Here is a 17,445-nt window from a genome sequence, read left to right as displayed (position 1 = left end):
TACTCATAGGTTTAGATTTTTTCAAATCAATATTCGTTCTTGTATGGCATTTTAATGCCCGCATCCGCCGCGGCTCTTTCCGTTATACTTGATTTCAATCCATGCATTCCATATGTGCGACAGCAAAATAGATATGATTCATCGATATAATTCAATACCTGTATGTTATTAACTCAACTTTCGCAGCTTAAATTACCGAACAAACCTTTGATGTACAAGGGTAAATCAGCCATCCACTGCTGAAGTTGACACAACGGCTTCTGCTTGCCAGCCTTGCTCGTTGTTCCAACCAAGTTTAAGAATAATGCCATCAGTTATTGAAGTGCAGTCTGGTAGTCTACATCACGGACTTCATCCGCATACAAGAAAAACAGCCCGCCAAGCGAACGTGTATCTCCGGCTTGTCTCCGGTTTTGAACACATCCCGCATGAAGACTGGACTATAACGGAGCTCCATATGGACGTTTACTTGTTCTTTGGCAGGCTTCTGTATAGTTCACTTAGCGTCAGCCGTCTTCCTTCATACAAGTAACGCTGCTTCATTTCCTTGACCATGCCAATCGTGGCTAGTCCTTCATCTGCCAGTCCTCGAATGAGTGGCATCTGAGTAAACCAACTATCCATCAGGACGTAATCCGCGCGAAAACCAGCCTTCAGCGCATGGCCAATTAAGTCAAGGGCAGCATCAGGCTTACGCGTAAGCGCCTCAACACAGCGCTTGTACCCCTGACAGCGTTTCGTGATCGTGGTCGTCATCTCCGTTAGACGATTCATAAGTTTGGCAGATGTGAGCATGACAAAGTCAATGGGAGCAAAGCTGAAGCCATCCGACCAGCCAAGCGTGAGCAAGGTGTATCCTTTAGTAAACCGGCCTGTTGTATGATATGGTCGAACACGCGGGCAAGCAATTCCGCCTTCTGACTGCGATTGCGCGAAAGAGTAGAGTCGTCCAAAATGAACACTTTTACACGCTTGGCTGACGTAAGGGAGCAAACTGCCGGATCACCGTCAAGCTGAGCGAATGAAGAAACGTGCGCCATGCAAAGCTGGAGTGATTCAAAAAACGGTAGACTGCATCTTTGTCTGGCAACGAAGCGCCACGGCTGCTCTCTAGAAGCCGAAACCAACTCTTCCCTTCAAACACAAGCGAGAAAAGCAATTGAAAGACAGCAAGCGCAAAAAGACCAAATGACTTACGAATACCAGCCTGACGAAGCAGATTCCCGATTCGCAACGTATGAAAAACAGACGAAAACCGAGACGGGTCAGACAGGGAACAGTGTACCATAGAGTTAAACACCTTTCTTTGTCTGCATGGTTGCTAGTCACTTCCATGATGCCAAACGGAGAAGGTGTTTTTTGTCAAGAGAAGGAAAAAAGGTGCATAGCCCTTACAGCTGCAGGGTGTTCAGCTTATTTTGCAAGGGAGCTTCCAGTCCCTTCCCCATTCCATTCAAACAGCCTCAATGCAAATTCCCTGGCTGCGGGATTGGTGCTGCAGCGGCCTGCCAATTCAACCTGGGAGACGATCAGATGCCCCATGCCGATTTTCCGTTCGCCTGCTGCCAATGCAGGCTCCCATTCACCGGAATCATTCGTATTGCCGCTAAGCAAAACCGGCGTTAAGCCCGTGGAAGTCATGGTATGATATAACAGAGGCGCAAGCCGGTCATCCTTGGGACTGTACCAAAGCCTGAAATCCCCAGGGCGGAAACCCTCAACCAGGGGATGCCCGGTTTTCCGCGAAACGAAATACAGAGGCTGCATGCTGCTGGGCTTCACCTGAATTCCGCATCCCCATAAATCATAATTTCCGGGCTCCAATTCCAGTACAATCACCTTGGTGTCCTCTTCCAGCATGGCTGATACCGGCTCCTCCGCCTGAGCCAGCATAGCCGAATTATCCGCCACAAGCACATCCGGCCTCACCGCAGGGTCAAAAGCCGCCGCCTCCACCCCCAGCTCCTCAACAAGCCGGAAGGCTTTGCCGTCCGGCGCTCCCAGCACTGCCACAGCGGGCCGGCGACTCCATTCTCTCTTCCCGTGAACCTCAAGCTCCACCGAATTTTGGCTCAGCACTCTGCCTTGGCTGTCGCAGAGCCCCAGCCAAACCGTTACTGACGACCTGTCGTTGGTCCGGGGAGCAGTAAAGCGGATAATCCCCTGGCAGGCACTGCTGCAAGCCGGCACCTGAGCCATCCTTAGACTGGCCGCAAGAAGCTTGCCCTCCTGGACAACCATAACCTGCAACCGGGCCGATTCCGGGGTCTCCCACCGGTCATTGCAAATCCATGCCTCCAGGGATATCTCTTCCCCCTCATAAAAGGCCAAACGGTCCGTCCGCAGGCTGGCCAGAAGAGGTTCCAGGGCGTTTCTGTAAGCAAAGTAGGCCGGCTTCGGACGGCGTTCCACATCCATAATGGTTTTCATCCAACCGGAAGGAAACGCATCGATAAACAGATGGATAGCGAAGGAGGTCATCCGCCAATCCCGGCGAAAGGCCTCGGTCATCATACGGGCAGCCCACGCTTGATGGCGGTGGCTTTGGTCCACCCATTCCTCCAGACTCTCCGGCGTTTCATAGAAGAAATAATGAAACCTCCCCGTCTGGGCCCCAATAATGGAATTGGGAGACCAGCTCCTTTCCTCAGAGGAACTGGAGGGAAGCCATTCCGGCGGATAATAGCGGCGCATGACGGCAACCGGATCAAGCCCCTCCGCTCCGAATTCGCCGCAGCCGTAGTACCAGTCCGGCTTAACCGGAAGCCAATGGCCTTTGTTCAGTCGTCCGAAATCAATGCCATGACCGTTATACCATAAGGGATAACAATGATTGTCCGGCAGTGTCCCGGAGGGAGGATCATAGTCCCCGTCCACATGCTTGGTAACCCGGTCCGGGTTGTTCAGCCGGACGGCAAGGTCAGCCGCCTGGAAGAATCCTTCCAGCTCCTTCCGGGTCAAATGCCGGTGAGGCCTGTTCTGGGCATTGGGAAATGGCTCGTTGATATAGGTGGACAGGATGCAGCAGGGATGAGGCCGGATCAGCCGCTCCATTTCCTCCGCCTGGCGCACTGCCTCGCAGAACTGGCTGCGGCTTAATACCCCGAACAAGGGCAGATCCGTCTGGACCATCAGCCCCAGCATATCGCAATAATCGTACACCTCTGTCTCCACCGGCCTTTGGGTGATGCGAAGAAAATTCATATTGCACAGCTTGGCCAGCAGTATATCGTCCCTTAACTGGTCCCAATCCCGCTTGGCTACGCACTGCTGCTCATGCCCCATGGTATTGGCTCCGCGAAGCCGGATGGGCCTGTCATTGAGGTACATGGCGCCTTTGGGCGAGCCAGCCGTATCTATCCGAAAGGTGCGCATGCCAAAATGGGAGCCGCGCGCATCCAACGTCCTGCCCTGCGCCATCACCTCCACATGAAGCTGGTACAGCCAAGGAGCCTCCGGCTCCCATCTGCGGGCAAACGGAATATGGATGGGAACAATATACCGGTTCCTGCCACGTTCGGCCAACAGGGGAAGCAAATTATGCAATTTCCCTTCCGCATGAAGCTTGGCCTGGGTGAAGGAGTCTCCCAGACCAACAGCCACCCCCGTCTGCGGCCTCCATTCCAGTCCTTCCCATACCGTTTGTGGGAAATTTTTCCCGTATACCGACAGCTTCAGAGTAATCTCCTGGGGCTCCGCCAGAAGGCTGTTCACTTCAATCCAGACCTCTGCTTGCTCCAGATCGGCCAAGGGTCGGACATACACACTTCCGATATGAAGGGATGTCCTGGCCTCTACAGCTACCCCCTGGTAAATGCCCATCCCCGCCGGACAATGATGCCAACCGCGGACCGGGTCATCATATCCCACCCCCGTTGCCGCATAAATTTTATCGCCGCCTTTTTCGTCCAACCCGGTATTGTCATTCTCCACTCGGATTACAAGGGTATTGCTGCCCTCCACCACATTATCCGTGCAGTTCATCTCGAAAGGGCTGAAAAATCCTTCATGTGCCCCCACGCAGGCTCCATTCACAAAAATACGGGCCTTGTAATCCACACCCTTGCATACAATAAAGATCTGGCCCAAATCCAGCATCGCCCGGGTCACGGTAAAATCAGTGCGATAAAGCGTGAATGCCGGCCCCAGCGGCTCCCCGTAATGGGGCAGCTCCACCCGTTCCCACTGCCCGTGGCCCGCCAGCACGCCTTGAAAGTTCCGCTCATCCTCCTTGGTTCCGATTCTCCAGTCAAAAGCCTGGAGCTCCTGACGGATTCTTCCAGACTCCAATGGCGGAGAATGTGCAGCCATAAACGGGGCATAACGCTCTCTGGCTTCAGCCAGCTCCTCCAAAAGCTCCTCCTGACGATCCACCTTATGAACCGGTTCAAATACCGCAGCAGGATCAATACCTGCCAGTTCCATTACAACCTCCGGACAATGCGGCAAGGAAGGCTCCTGCAAGCCTTTGCCTTCTAAATCCATCCCCCCTGCGGCAATATCGGCAAAGGTGTCCTTGGTCTGCTTCTCGTTCATTATCCGTTCTCTCCTCACTTGCACCCTTTATTCCGGACTCCGGAAGCTGCCCGGTGTTCTGCCCGTTACCCTGCGAAAAGCCTTATAAAAATTAGAATTATTATTGAAACCGCATAAAAGGGCTATCTCTATCACCGTCTTATCCGTTTCCCGCAAATACCTCACCGCCCGTTTGATCCTCAACTTGGCTATATAATCACTCAATCCTAGCCCGCTGTACCTCTTGAAAAGACGGGAAACAGATGAAGGGTGCAAACGCCCCAGCTCTGACAGCTGCTCCAAGGAAATGGAATCACAGAAGTGCTCGTGGATAAAATGGAAGACTGCCTGCATGCTCCCGGGAACCCATTCCCTGCCTGCAGGCTGTTCCTCTCCTTCTTGCCCAGGATAATAGGCACGATGGAGCAGCACCAGCATATTCAGTAGCTTCACAATAGACATATGCATGGAGTATGCGTTGGCGCCTAGCAATTCTGCCGCCAATTGATCAAACACCGTATGAATTTCCGCAGAAGCAGGGCTGGTGCGAGGCAATCTGTTGCCATACGGACTGTTGTCCCTTTGAAAAAATACGCGGAGCAGGCGTTCATCAAAAAGTTGCCCATTATTAAGCCATGCCAGTTGCGGTTCAAAATCGACAATTTCCATCACCAACGGTTCCGGCGGAAAGACTGTACGGATGGCACGGTGCTCGGAATTGTTCAACAGAAAAATATCCCCGCGCAGCATGGGATATTCCTTTGCGCGTATGGTCCACACTCCTCTGCCCTCCATAATCCGGCATAGCCGGAGGGTATGATAGCAGCTTAGCGGATAATGTGTCTCTCTTTATGTTTCCTGATTGTCAATGGATTCATCATCATCTCTCACATATTGGAGCCTGCCCGATAGAGTCCGGTTGACCAATCTTTCTTCACCGGACTGTATCGGACAGGCCCGCTTCGTCAATGGGCGCCCTGTTCAACCTGCTCGATCAGCCTTTTCAGCATCATGGCCGCCTGCGCCCGGGTGGTGGCCAGCTCCGGACCGAAAGTCTCTTCCCCAATTCCCTCAAGCAGCTTCATCCCGATGGCTTGAGCCAGATATACGCGGCTCCAGTCCGGCGCATCGGCCAGATCCTGATAAGTCCGGAGAAGCTCCTCTCCGTCTCCTTCATTAAGCGCCAGGCCCTTGCCCAAGGCAGCTGCGGACCGGGTCAGAATCGCCGACATTTCCATGCGGGTCACGATGGCATCGGGCCGGAAGCTGCCGTCCGGGTAACCCTCAATCAGGCCGTTGGCAGCAGCAGTCTCCACATAAGCGGCATACCAGTCATTCTTTTTCACATCCTGATACCTGACTTGAGACGCAGCTTCTTCCGCAACAGGCCCGAATTCCCATGCTTTCACCAGCATCGTCACCAGTTGTGCCCGGGTTAAACCTTCCTCAGGCCGGAAGCTGCCATCGGCAAAGCCATCCATAAGCGTTCTGACCGCCATGAACCCGATGGCCCCGGATGCCCAATGTCCGCTGATATCGGCAAAAACCGGAGAAGCCACCATCAGGCTGTAATAGCCTTGCGAATCTGCATTGAATGAAATTGCTTCGGCCTGAGTGGCCGATCTGCCGGATACATAGCGCCAGCCCCCGCTGTTTGCGGCAAGGGTATACACTGCCGCCAAGGAATCCGGCGCGACTGCAAGCTGCTGCAGCCCGGCTGCCGTATAACGCCAGACGCCCTGAATGGCAAATTCCCGCCCGGACAGAAGCCGTTGGCTGCCGTTTTCGGCTATACTCCAGGACAGGTAAACAGCAGAGCCTACAGGCTGAAGGCTTAAGCCGGAACCGGGAGGGGCCAGACTCCCCTGCTTTTCCCCGGCCAGCTCCACCTTCAATTCCACCCAGCCTTCTCCGGTATTGGATGCAGCTTCAGAACGGCGGACTTGTTCAAACCATGAATCAGGAAAGTCCAGCCTCAGATGGGAGAAATCCACTTCCAGCTTAAGCTTGTGTGTACGCATCAATTCCACTGCGGATAATGGAATGTGAACAGTGTTGACAGACGCCGGTTCCCCAAAGCTCACAGTGACTGTCTGCAAAGGAGAGCCCGCTGCTGCGGCCTTTTGGATGGAGGCCTGGGTAATCGCCACTTCCGCCACCTGGCTCTCTTGGCCTAACCGGGTGATCCGCACGCCAGTACCGGCGGCATCGGCATCTCCGGCAGAATAGGCAGAGCTGTCCCCACTGCCGTCAGCGCTGCTCCCGTTACCGTTGCCGTTCCCGCTATCTTCGCCTCCACTGTTGCCGTCTCCACCTCCACCTGTGGCCGGGGAGGCAAGTATTAGTGCCGCCTGCACAGTCGTTGTCCGGTATTGATCCGCGTACAGCCCCATTTTGTCAACAGGCAGCGGCTCAAAACCGGGAATTTCCGCATAAACGGCTGAATCTGGACGCAAATTGAAATTCAAGCTGCCCTCATCCAGGAAGCCCACGTCCTGCTGGGTTTCATAGGTATTGCTGACGACACCCCCATAACCGGGATGATAACGCCCAATGGACTTATGCTGAATAATGGCGTTGCTGTCAAACCAATTATTCCGCGGAACACTGGGATTGCTTGCAATAAAAGCTGCCAGATGCGGATACTTGGCTTGCCAAATGGCGCTTTGATAAGGCACACGGGCCAAATTGTCGGCAAGCACCCCCGTGGCAAAATTGGCATTGGAGCTGTTATTGTTCACATCCGCATACCAGCCCGAATTGGGCGTAGCCTTATAGATGATATTGTTGAAGGTTTTATGCCCGCTTCCGCCGTTATACTTAATGGGATTTTGCACCTTGTACATCAGGTTGCCGTAGACTTCCCCGTAGCTGGTGAAGTCATCAAAGTATATGGCATGGACACCCAAGCCGGAATGGCCGGGCCCTGTAATATTATGGAACAAATTATACCTGACCACATTGCCTTGGTAGGTTAAATCGCGGCCCATGTAAACGGCGCCCATATCATCCACGGAATACAACACATCATAGATTTCATTGTATTCCACCACCATATCATTCCCGCCGAATTGGACCGCCTTCTTGGGAGCATCATGAATTTTGTTGTGGGAGATGGTATTGCCAACCCCGTACATCTTGATGCCGTCTTCCATCCGCAGCCTTGCGTAATTCCAGATATGGTTGTTCTCCACCAGCATACTGCCCGGAGCAAGCGTTTGCCTGTCGCCTCCGGAGATGTGGATAGCGCCCTTGCCGATATTGAAAATATCATTGCTCCGGATGGTATAATCCCTGCCGCCTCTGTCTGTGCTGTTGACATCATACTCGTCAGCAACAGGGTAATTGCCTGCCATAATCGCCTTTTCCCCCGTATTGTATATCCGGTTTCCCTCCAGGCGAATATGATGGCCCCCTGTCATATTCACCGCATTCTTGCGGGTGTAGGCCAGGTCGAAGTTTTCCCAAATCACATGGGACACATTGCGGAAATCCACCAATTCCTTGTCTGTCAGCGTAATGGCCGTCTCCACGCTGTCCAGATTCTCTTCCGCATAGACATAAGCCTTCAGATTCTGCTTGTCCAAATACCACTCGCCGGGCTGATCCAGCTCCTCCAGCACGTTGAAGAAATAGAAGCCCTGTCCGATTCCCACTCCATAGTAGCTTGGCTGTGCAAGCTCCATGGTCAGGGTTGCCGGATCAATAGAATGAACGCCTATGGTATTATCCGCCCATTGATACTTGGGGAAGCCGTAAATCCAGCTATCAGAGACGCCGGACCAGGACTGGACCCGGCTGCCGGGGTCCTTGAATTTGAATATGGGGGGTATTCCGCCCATATCCCCAGCCCGGGGAACGGAGCCTTCCCGGATCACTTCGGTAATCTTCAGATAACCCTGATTGGGATAGCGGGCCCGGATCATCGGCTTGTTATCCACGAACAGCTCGCTTTCAGACGGCTGAATGACGATGCCGTGGCCCTGATAGGCGATATCCCCAATTTGACCCGCCGTTACCCCCAGAGCGGCCAGATCCGCCACCTTGATATGCTCTACTGCCTCCGGCAAAAATCTGTCCCGAATTTCCTGCTCCGCAACAGCCCCAAAAGCGCCCGGTGGAATAATAACCCCCCCGTGTATGCGGGCCTTCTCGCCAAAGTATCCTGCATACCGGACAGGCGCCGCTTCCGTCCCTGAATCCTGCTCCTCCAGCATAAAGGGCTCAGCACGGGAATAGTCGCCGCCCCGCACATATACGGTTACGCCCCCCTCAGGCAACCCTTCAGCTGCCTTCATGCTCCTGATCCTGTCTCTCGCCGCCTCCAGAGTCCGGTAAGGGGCCTCCAATGTTCCCGCACCGGCGTCATTGCCATCCGTGGAGACGAACAATATCCGGCCGGGGCGATTAAAATGCTGCAGAATTTGTTCCTCCTGAGCCGCCGTCACTTCCACCGCAGCCGCATCGACAATCATAAGTCCGGATTCCTTCACCGCAACCTGAAGGTTAAGAAGGGCTTCCGCCACTTCCTTAAGCGGGATGAAGAGTCTTCCATCCCGAATGGCGGCAGGCTGGGCCAGTGAAACAGGTTGGCCATCCACCTGCATGAGACTGGCTCCCGGCTGGAGAACTCCGGTATGCCCCTCATATCCGATGGCAAGAGTCCGCCCGGCATCGTCCCAGGCAAGCTGCGCCCCGTAATTGTCGGCCAGCAGCTCTGCAGGCACCAGAGCCCCGCCCGACTCCAGAACCGGGACAATGAGGGGATTGGTGCGGTCCAACATATCCTTCGTATCGTTGGCAATTACATCCGGGCTTCCGGCGGTCAGCAGAAGGGAATGGGCGATAGCGGAAATTCCCGTTTCCGCCTTGTAGCCCAAACCGGATTTGCCAGTCACAGGCTCGCGGACAGGAGCTTCTTCCTCCGGCGCTTCGCCCCCGTCCATATGGATGGCCACATCATACAGTGCAAAGTCATCCCAATACCTTGTGGTGGAGGTATTCCGGTCACTCCAGAAATTGCCCATGGTAACCGTTCTCATTTTGAAGGCAGTGCCTGTCATGGAAAGGACATCATCCACATAAACCTTTAATTCCATCTCGCCGGTAAAATCATTGACAACCGTGAACTTATGCCAGCCTTGACTCCGTGCCGCTGTGGTAGGAGTATGGGTGTTGCCGAAGCGGGTGGAGTAATTGGATTCGCCCTGATTAGTAACATTGTAACCCACCCAAAAATTTACATTTCTAGTGGAAGTGTCCGTTTCCTGAAAATGGAGCACGTTAATCGCTTCCGACATATCATCATATACCCAAGCGGTAACCGTCCAATCCTCCAGCAAGCGGTCATGCTTGTACCAGATCCCCTGGGCGGAGGCATTAAAGCCTACCTGTACCCCGTATTGGCCGCTGTGCTTTTCATTGGCGCTGATTTGCATCGTGCCGAAACGGCTGGTGAACAAGCCGAAGCCATTCTCAAAATCCTCCGCATATACGGGTACCGCCTCTTCGCCTGCCCCCGTTTCCTGCCCTTCGGCCGCATATGTCGCCGGGGCCAGCCCGAAAAGGGAACCCGCCAGCAGCACCCAAACCATCAGAATGCTCCATACCCTCTTGTACATCCCATCAACCCTCCCGAGATTATTTGAGCAAGCCCTGTTCCTTCAGCTGCTTTTCGGCTAATTGCTGCATCTTGGAAAATCCGAACTTAGTGCCCAATTCCTGCAGGAATTTCTCATAATCCGTGGTCAGATTGCTTTTGCTATAGAAAAATTTCAGCATTTCCTCTTGCATATATCGCTCCGCATCCGTAGCGGAATAATTCTCCGGCTTATCCAGCAGCTGGTTTACCGTTTTCAGCTCCGGCATGGCCAAAGACTGGTTGATATAAGAGGCTTGCTTGGGAAATTTGGTGTTGAGGTATTCCTTTTCATTACGGCCAATTAACTGGTACAGGGTTGTGAAGCCCGCTTCGGTGGCCTTATCGGTCATCACGATTTGCCCGCCCTCCAGCTTGTAATGAACATCCTTCAGGCCGTACTGGGCCAGCAGCAGCCCGTCGCCGTCGGAGATATAGTTCAGCATACTCAAGATCCGGTCCAGCTTCTCCGGCTCCTTCTCCAGCCGTTTGGGCAGCATAATAAAGCCGCCGTTGGCCCCCTGATCAATGGAACGTGCATAGTTAAAGGGGGTGCCTTTGAATTCGGGAATAATGACCCATTCGGCATTGGGATTGGCTGCCTTGATCACCTGCACGCTTTCATCCCGAACAAGAGAAGGCCAAGCATCATAGAGGATTCCCGCCTGCCCTTTATGTGCCTTGTCTTTGGCTGCAGCAGGCTTATTGCTGGTAAACTCCGGATCTACCACACCCTCCGAGACGAATTGGCGGATTTTCTCCAGCGCCGTTTTCATATTGGGATCATACAGGGAATTGTACACCTTGTTATCCCGGATATAGAAGGCATTGTAAAAGGGACTGACTCCATAGGACAGCAGGATGGGCGCAAAAATACTGGCGTTTCCCCCCTCCACGCTGCCGGTAATGCCGAAGGTATCCTTCTTGCCGTTGCCGTCCGGGTCCTTCTCGGTGAAGGCCTTCGCCACCTGAAGCAGCTCATCGGGATTGGTGGGCATGGCCATCCCCAATTTGTCCAGCCAATCCTTGCGAATCCAGCCATTGGATGGCTGGCCGGAGGTAGGTCTGGTAATGCCGTAAAGCTTGCCGTTGATTCTGGCGCTATCCAATCCGGCTCCCACCAGCTTCTTGATTCCCGCCATCTTGCTCTCATAAGGGGTCAGGTCCAGCAGAAGACCGTTCTTAACCAGCTGCTGATACACATTCCGGTTGCGGGTTTCGATTAAATCAGGCAAATCATTGGAGGCGGCCAGCACATTGATCTTGTTGTCCAAATCCGTTCCGGTTGCGATCAAATTCAGCGTTAAATCCACACCGGTGGCCTTCAGTATTCCGTCATGCAAAAAATCGGGGGTAGGAATGGGAGTGGAGGCGGATGTACCCAGCTTCAGAATCTCCACCTTTACCGGGGCCACATTGGCGGCCGGACTGACACTGCCCGACACCACCGGGGCCTGGGAGGGGGAGGCGCCATTCTCCTTCCCGTCTTCTTTGCCGCAACCGGGCAACACCGATGCCGCCAGGAGTGCAATAGACATTCCGGCCAGCCACATTTTTGCGCCTTGCTTCTTTTTCATTGGACGTCCCTCTTTTCTTCAATATGTGCTTGCTATATGTTGCAGTCCCCCTGCCACACTCTCCAGGGAAACAATCAACCTTTTACAGCGCCGATAAGCATACCCTTGGTAAAATATTTCTGGATAAACGGGTAGACGGCAATAATCGGAAGAGACGCCGTAACTACAGCAGCCATCTGCATGGTCATCGTCGGCAATGGCTTATCCGTTACATCCACCTCGGACTGACCGGCCATCAATATCTCTCTGACCACCACCTGAAGCGGCTGCAGATCCTTGTTTCGCACATAGAGAACGGCCTGAAAAAACTCATTCCAGTGACTCACCATATAGAACAAACCTACCGTTAAGAGTGAGGGTACAGCCAGCGGCACAGCAATCTGGAACAGCACCCGCCATTCTCCGGCCCCGTCCATGCGCGCCGACTCGAACAGCTCGTTGGGCAGTCCCTCCAGGAAGGTTTTAATAATCAGCATATTGAAGGTGGCGATTGCCGTCGGCAGAATCATCGCCCAAACCGTATTCAACAGCCCGGTCCACTGCACCACCAGGTAGGTGGGAATCATCCCCCCGTTGAACAGCATGGTCAGGACGATGAAGAACAGGAACATACTCCGCCCCTTTAAGGCTTTTCGGCTCAAGGGATAGGCCAATAGAACCGTTAGCAGAATGTTCACAAGAGTCCCCACTGCCGTAATGAAAATATTGACATAGAAGGCCTTTGGAATTGCAGGCGTATGAATCAAGTGCTTGTATGCGGATAGCGTTATTTCCTTGGGCAAGAGGATAAAGCCGCCATGCTTGACCACAACCTCATAGGGAGTCAAGGAAACAGAGACCACAAACAACAGGGGAAAGATTGCCATAAATCCAACGATGGCCAAAAGCGCAACTACAAGAGCATCAAATATCCGGTCTTTTCCCGATCTTACCATATTCCTTCCCCCCAGCGTTTGGCCAGACGGTTGGAGCTTACAACCAGCACCAGCCCGATTAAGGATTTGAACAAGCCTACCGCACCCGCCAGGCCGAAGTTCATCTGCTCCAAGCCGGTCCGGAATACCCAGGTGTCGATAATATCCGCCACGGCGTATACATTCACATTATACATGATAAAAATCTGCTCGAAGCCGGCGTCCATAATATGCCCCAGCTTCAAAATCAGCAGCATGATAATGACACTGCGGATGCCTGGAAGGGTAATGTACCAGATCATGCGGAACCGGCCGGCCCCATCCACTCTGGCTGCTTCGTACAGGGTAGGATCAATGGCCCCCATAGCCGCCATGTAGACAATGGCTCCCCAGCCCAGATCTCTCCAGATATCCGTACTGATGAGCACAGATCGGAACCACTCGCTTGAATTGAGAAAAGGTATGGCCTGATAACCGGCGTCCACAATCCAGCGGTTAATAATGCCCTGGGTCTGGGACAGGAAAGCTACCGACATACCAAACACGATGACCCAGGAGAGAAAATGCGGCATATAGCTTAAGGTCTGAATTATACTGCGGAACCACCTGAGCCTGCATTCGTTGAACAGCAGAGCCAGAATAATGGGGGGCAGCATGCCGAACACGATTTTGTAAACACTGATGATCAAAGTATTGCCGATGATTTGCGTAAAGTAGGGGGATTCCATAAACTGCTGAAAATATTTGTACCAAGGGTCAGCCCAGGGACTGGCAAGCAGTCCTAACCCAAAATTGTACTCCTTGAAGCTGATAATCACGCCGTACATGGGCATGTACTTGAATATAAAATAATACAGCAGCCCCGGAAGAATCATGATGTACAACGTGCGGCTTTTCCACAATTCCTTCATCCAGCCCGGAAGAGCCGCCCCTTTCCTGACCCAAGCCGCCTCCTGTTCTCTCGTCTCTGCGTTTGCGCCCATTTTTTGCACCACCTTGGTATGTTTTCTCTCCGACAACCAAAGTGTATCATCCTCCAGGACGGAACATAATGAAGGATTTTCACAACATGAACTGCACACTTTTCACAACATGGCTGCCATCGACAACCGCCGGCAGCAAAAAACCGGCTCCTGCGGATAAGCCGCATTAGCCGGTTTCAGTCACTTCTTGCTTCTACGGTATTGGGCGGGTGTCTCTCCTGTCCGGCGCTTGAAGATGCGGAAGAAATAGTTCTCATTGGCAAACCCCGCCTGCTCCCCGATTTCGCGGATGGTCATATCCGTCTCCAGAAGCAGGGCGATCGCCTTGTCCACTCTGGCCTGCTGCAAATAGTTGATGAAGGTCTCGCCGGTCTGCCTGCTGAACAGGGTGCTGAGATACCGTTCATCCAGATTCACGTAATGGGCCATGGAGCGCAAGGAAATATCCTCCTTCAGATGAAGCTGCACATATTCCATCACCCGGTTGATTTCCTCACGCCCCGTATCCGTCAGCTTCTCCTGATGCAGGTCCCCGAGAAAGCTGTCCAGCCGGCGCTCCAGCTTCCGCTTCAAGTCCTTATGGTCTTCCGCCCCGCTATAGTCCTCCTCCGCAGAAGAGGAGGCAGTCCTGGCCCATACATGGACAGCCAGAGCCAGCAGCCGGTCCGCTGTGGTCTTGGCTTGGAAAAACCAGACGGAATCCTCCATCATCTTCGCCCAGATTTCGTCCATAAGCCGCCATAAGCCCTCCTTGTCCTTGGCATCCAGGCAGCGGACCCATAGCTTTTCCTGGCTCCAGGGCAGGCTCCAGGCAGAGGGTGGGACGGCGGAGGCCTCATGCCTGTGGCCACGCTCCTCTGTGCAGCTTCCGCCGTACCATCGGCTGTTCCACTCCAGGAGGATTCGGCGCCACATGCGCATCAGCTCTTGGTAAGAGCTGCCGCCTTGTTCGGCAATGGACATGCTGACTCCAGACTCCGATTCCTGCTGCAGAGCCGAAGCTCCTGCCGGTGAAGCGGTCCACAGGAAAAACGTTCTGACTCCCTGTAACTCCACATGGTGAATGAGGGAATGGGAAGGCATCAGCCGCGTCCACTTCTCCTCCAGCTTCTCCATGTTTTCCCGGCATGAAGGCGCAAGAACCCGCACTTCCACATGAGGATACAGTTCATGGAGCCGATGAAGATACACCGGTTCAGCCCGGCAGCTTTCCGCATCACCGGTGCTGATGAGATGATCCCATAACGCTTTGTATTCCTGTTGAAAACGAAAGGGCTCCCCGCTTCCTTTGTGGAGAAACCGTTCCTTCAGCTCCTTGTCAAGCTTGCGGAGCATCTCCCGCAGCGCCTTCTCATCAGCCGACAGCTTAAGCAAATAGCCGGAAGCGCCGTTCTCCAGCGCCAAACGGACATAATCAAAGTCATTCATGCAAGTCAGCATGACGAATCTGGCATCAGAGATCATTCTGGCTTTCTGGAGCAGCTCAATCCCATCCATTTCCGGCATCACAATATCTGTGATCACCAGATCCGGCTGCAGTTGGCAAATCAGCTCCAACGCCTCGCTGCCGTTATCCGCTTGGGCAATCAGCGAAAACCCGAACTCTTCCCAGGGAATCTGTTCGACCAGAGCCTCCCGGACAACGGGCTCATCCTCGCAAAGCAATACCTTCCACATCTTCAGCTTCACTCCCCTTCATAAGGCTTGGCCAGCAAATACGGGATCTTCATCCGGGCCAGCGTCCCCCGCTCCAAAGCCAGCAGTTCAAGCGTTCCCTCCCCGCGATACATGAGCGCGAGCCGCTCCCGCAAATTGCTTAACCCAATGCCCCTGCGCCCGCCAACGGGCCTTTTTGGGCCTGCTTCCGCAAGCCCTATGCCGTTATCCTCCACCTCCACCGAAAGATACTCCGCTTCCCGGCAAACCCGGATGGTGATGACGCCGCCTTCTTTCATCCGGGAGAAACCATGTTTAATGGCATTCTCCACCAAAGGCTGGAGACTCAGCTTCGGAATCAATGCGTAATGGTAACCCTCATCGATCTCATACTCCATATGAAACCTTTTCCCGTACCGGAAATTCTGAATATGCAAAAACGCATCCACAAGGGCGGTTTCCTCCTTGAGATGGATCAAATCCCTGTCCACATTCAGGCTTGTTTCCAGGAGCAGGCCCAGAGCCACGCAAATATCCGCCGTCTCCCGGTCCTTCTTTTTGGCAGCGTTCCACTTCAGGGTATTCAGGGTATTCAGCAGAAAATGGGGATTCATCTGGCTCATCAGCATTTGAAACCGGCTCGCTTCCTTTTGCCGCTCCTCCTGCTTCAGCTTTTGCACCGATACCTGCAGATCATGCACCATCTGGTTAAAGCTTTTAGCTACCTCCTCAATCTCTCCGCGGAACCGGTGAACCGGCAGACTGACACTGAATCTGCTGTCCACTACTTGCCGCATCCGGCTTTGGAGCAGCTGCAGCGGACGGCTTAAGGTAGAGGTGATGAGATAGGTAATGACGGCAAACATCAGCGTGAACACCATGTAAACACTATAAGACTGATGCTTAAGCGTATCCATATCGCCAAAATATTGCTCCAGGGGAAGCCTGCTGGCCAGGGTCAAATCCGCCGCAAGGAGGCTGACCTCATTGCTGAGATATGTATCCGAACGGCTCAGAGCATCCATCCGTCCTGTTTTGGCCACCAGTTCTCCCGACTGATCCAGAAGATAGTAAAACTGATGCACAACAAATCCCCGGGACAATTCATACAGACAAGCCTCGTAATCCAATTTCTGAGAAAGATACCCCACAACCTGATCATTGCGGTTCGTCAGCACGCCGATGAACTCCTGCTGATCTTCACTCCACTCCATTGTCCGGCCGGCAGCCAGTTGCTCCGGCAGCCATTGGCCCGACAGTGCTCCCCGGGAAATGCGGGCTTCACCGGAGGAATCATACACCTTCCCGTCCCCGTCCTCCAGCGCCAGCGAGATGAACTTGCTGTAGGAGCTGACCTGCTGACGGGACCGCAGCCAGTCGGTGATGGCCTTGGTTTTATCATCGCCGGATGACGGCTCCACCGCCAGAGCCGGAAGAGATTCCGCCAGATAATAGGAATCGATGACCTCCTTGCGCAAATTCAACAGCACCTCCTTGACAAACTCGGTCTGCTGAAGACTCTTTTCCTTCATCTCTCCCATCATCATTTGCTGGATTTCATTGAACTGGTACACCTGGTAGCCCATGACCGGAACCAGAATAAAGGTAATGAAGGCAAGAAACAACCGGTTGCTCAGCTTCGCAGGCACCAGCCGCCTTAAAAACCTGCTCATTTACTCGCGTCCCTCCCCTCGGGAACAGCCCTAACCGCTGGCATATTGGACAGCAACAGAATGTAAACGCTATCAGTCAAACCGCCGTTTATGCATCCGCGGCAACCGCCCAGACTCCATTCTACCGCCGCAATCATTCCCAGTATAGCACCAATCCCGGCTCCTCTCCACTGGAAGACCGAGAGAATAGGCTGGCCAAACAGGGCATCCAAGCAGGCCTTCAAGACAACCAGACAAGGAAGAGGAAGTGAGTCGTTCAGCACAGCAGCGGAAAAAGGAGGGGCAAGTGAGGGAGAAGAATCATTCCCGGTTCATGCTCCGGAATGGAGGGCAACGAGGGCCAGGAGATTGGCCAAGGCCATAATCAAGAATTTCATTCCATGCGCTCACATGAGTGCGACCAATATGAAAATCTGCGCCGCGGGTACCTTCCAATTTCAATCCACGCTCACATGGAGTGCAACGCCCATCAACCTGGGACTGATTCCG

Annotated in this window: 8 protein-coding genes and 1 pseudogene; all 9 read right to left on the bottom strand. The window is 53.6% G+C overall.

The features are described from left to right. Nucleotides 1–173: 173 nt before the first annotated feature. Nucleotides 174–1,288: pseudogene (locus DQG13_RS12510) on the bottom strand (IS4 family transposase). Between the two features lie 125 nt (nucleotides 1,289–1,413). Then, entirely contained in the window at nucleotides 1,414–4,536 is a 3,123-nt protein-coding gene (locus tag DQG13_RS12505; protein WP_113020104.1) for a glycosyl hydrolase 2 galactose-binding domain-containing protein, read from the bottom strand. A 27-nt stretch (nucleotides 4,537–4,563) separates the two neighbouring features. After that, entirely contained in the window at nucleotides 4,564–5,295 is a 732-nt protein-coding gene (locus tag DQG13_RS12500) for a helix-turn-helix transcriptional regulator (protein WP_181592728.1), read from the bottom strand. A gap of 185 nt (nucleotides 5,296–5,480) precedes the next feature. Beyond that, nucleotides 5,481–10,136, bottom strand: coding sequence for an S-layer homology domain-containing protein (locus DQG13_RS12495; RefSeq protein ID WP_113020102.1), 4,656 nt, complete (start codon nucleotides 10,134–10,136; stop codon nucleotides 5,481–5,483). Nucleotides 10,137–10,155: 19 nt separating this feature from the next. Then, entirely contained in the window at nucleotides 10,156–11,730 is a 1,575-nt protein-coding gene (locus DQG13_RS12490; protein ID WP_113020101.1) for a type 2 periplasmic-binding domain-containing protein, read from the bottom strand. Between the two features lie 74 nt (nucleotides 11,731–11,804). Beyond that, complete coding sequence (locus DQG13_RS12485) at nucleotides 11,805–12,665, bottom strand: carbohydrate ABC transporter permease (protein WP_113020100.1); 861 nt, start codon at nucleotides 12,663–12,665, stop codon at nucleotides 11,805–11,807. Then, nucleotides 12,659–13,555: an ABC transporter permease gene (locus DQG13_RS12480; RefSeq protein ID WP_258525659.1), complete on the bottom strand. Its 897-nt coding sequence runs from the start codon at nucleotides 13,553–13,555 to the stop codon at nucleotides 12,659–12,661. The genes DQG13_RS12485 and DQG13_RS12480 overlap by 7 nt, the downstream gene beginning before the upstream one ends. A gap of 252 nt (nucleotides 13,556–13,807) precedes the next feature. Next, on the bottom strand, nucleotides 13,808–15,304 hold the full coding sequence (locus DQG13_RS12475; protein WP_113020098.1) for a helix-turn-helix domain-containing protein: 1,497 nt from the start codon (nucleotides 15,302–15,304) through the stop codon (nucleotides 13,808–13,810). An 8-nt stretch (nucleotides 15,305–15,312) separates the two neighbouring features. Beyond that, a complete protein-coding gene (locus tag DQG13_RS12470; RefSeq protein WP_113020097.1) occupies nucleotides 15,313–16,956 on the bottom strand; it encodes a sensor histidine kinase in 1,644 nt (547 codons plus the stop codon). Nucleotides 16,957–17,445 lie beyond the last annotated feature (489 nt).

The organism is Paenibacillus sp. YN15 (assembly GCF_003285005.1).
GTDB lineage: Bacteria > Bacillota > Bacilli > Paenibacillales > NBRC-103111 > Paenibacillus_AR.
This window is presented reverse-complemented; position numbering and strand designations above follow the sequence as displayed.

What these genes read in the sequence shown, in the direction of transcription:
- DQG13_RS12495 (WP_113020102.1), bottom strand. Translation starts at nt 10,136, where the DNA reads ATGTACAAGAGGGTATGGAGCATTCTGATGGTTTGGGTGCTGCTGGCG.
- DQG13_RS12505 (WP_113020104.1), bottom strand. Translation starts at nt 4,536, where the DNA reads ATGAACGAGAAGCAGACCAAGGACACCTTTGCCGATATTGCCGCAGGG.
- DQG13_RS12480 (WP_258525659.1), bottom strand. Translation starts at nt 13,555, where the DNA reads ATGAAGGAATTGTGGAAAAGCCGCACGTTGTACATCATGATTCTTCCG.
- DQG13_RS12485 (WP_113020100.1), bottom strand. Translation starts at nt 12,665, where the DNA reads ATGGTAAGATCGGGAAAAGACCGGATATTTGATGCTCTTGTAGTTGCG.
- DQG13_RS12470 (WP_113020097.1), bottom strand. Translation starts at nt 16,956, where the DNA reads ATGAGCAGGTTTTTAAGGCGGCTGGTGCCTGCGAAGCTGAGCAACCGG.
- DQG13_RS12490 (WP_113020101.1), bottom strand. Translation starts at nt 11,730, where the DNA reads ATGAAAAAGAAGCAAGGCGCAAAAATGTGGCTGGCCGGAATGTCTATT.
- DQG13_RS12475 (WP_113020098.1), bottom strand. Translation starts at nt 15,304, where the DNA reads ATGTGGAAGGTATTGCTTTGCGAGGATGAGCCCGTTGTCCGGGAGGCT.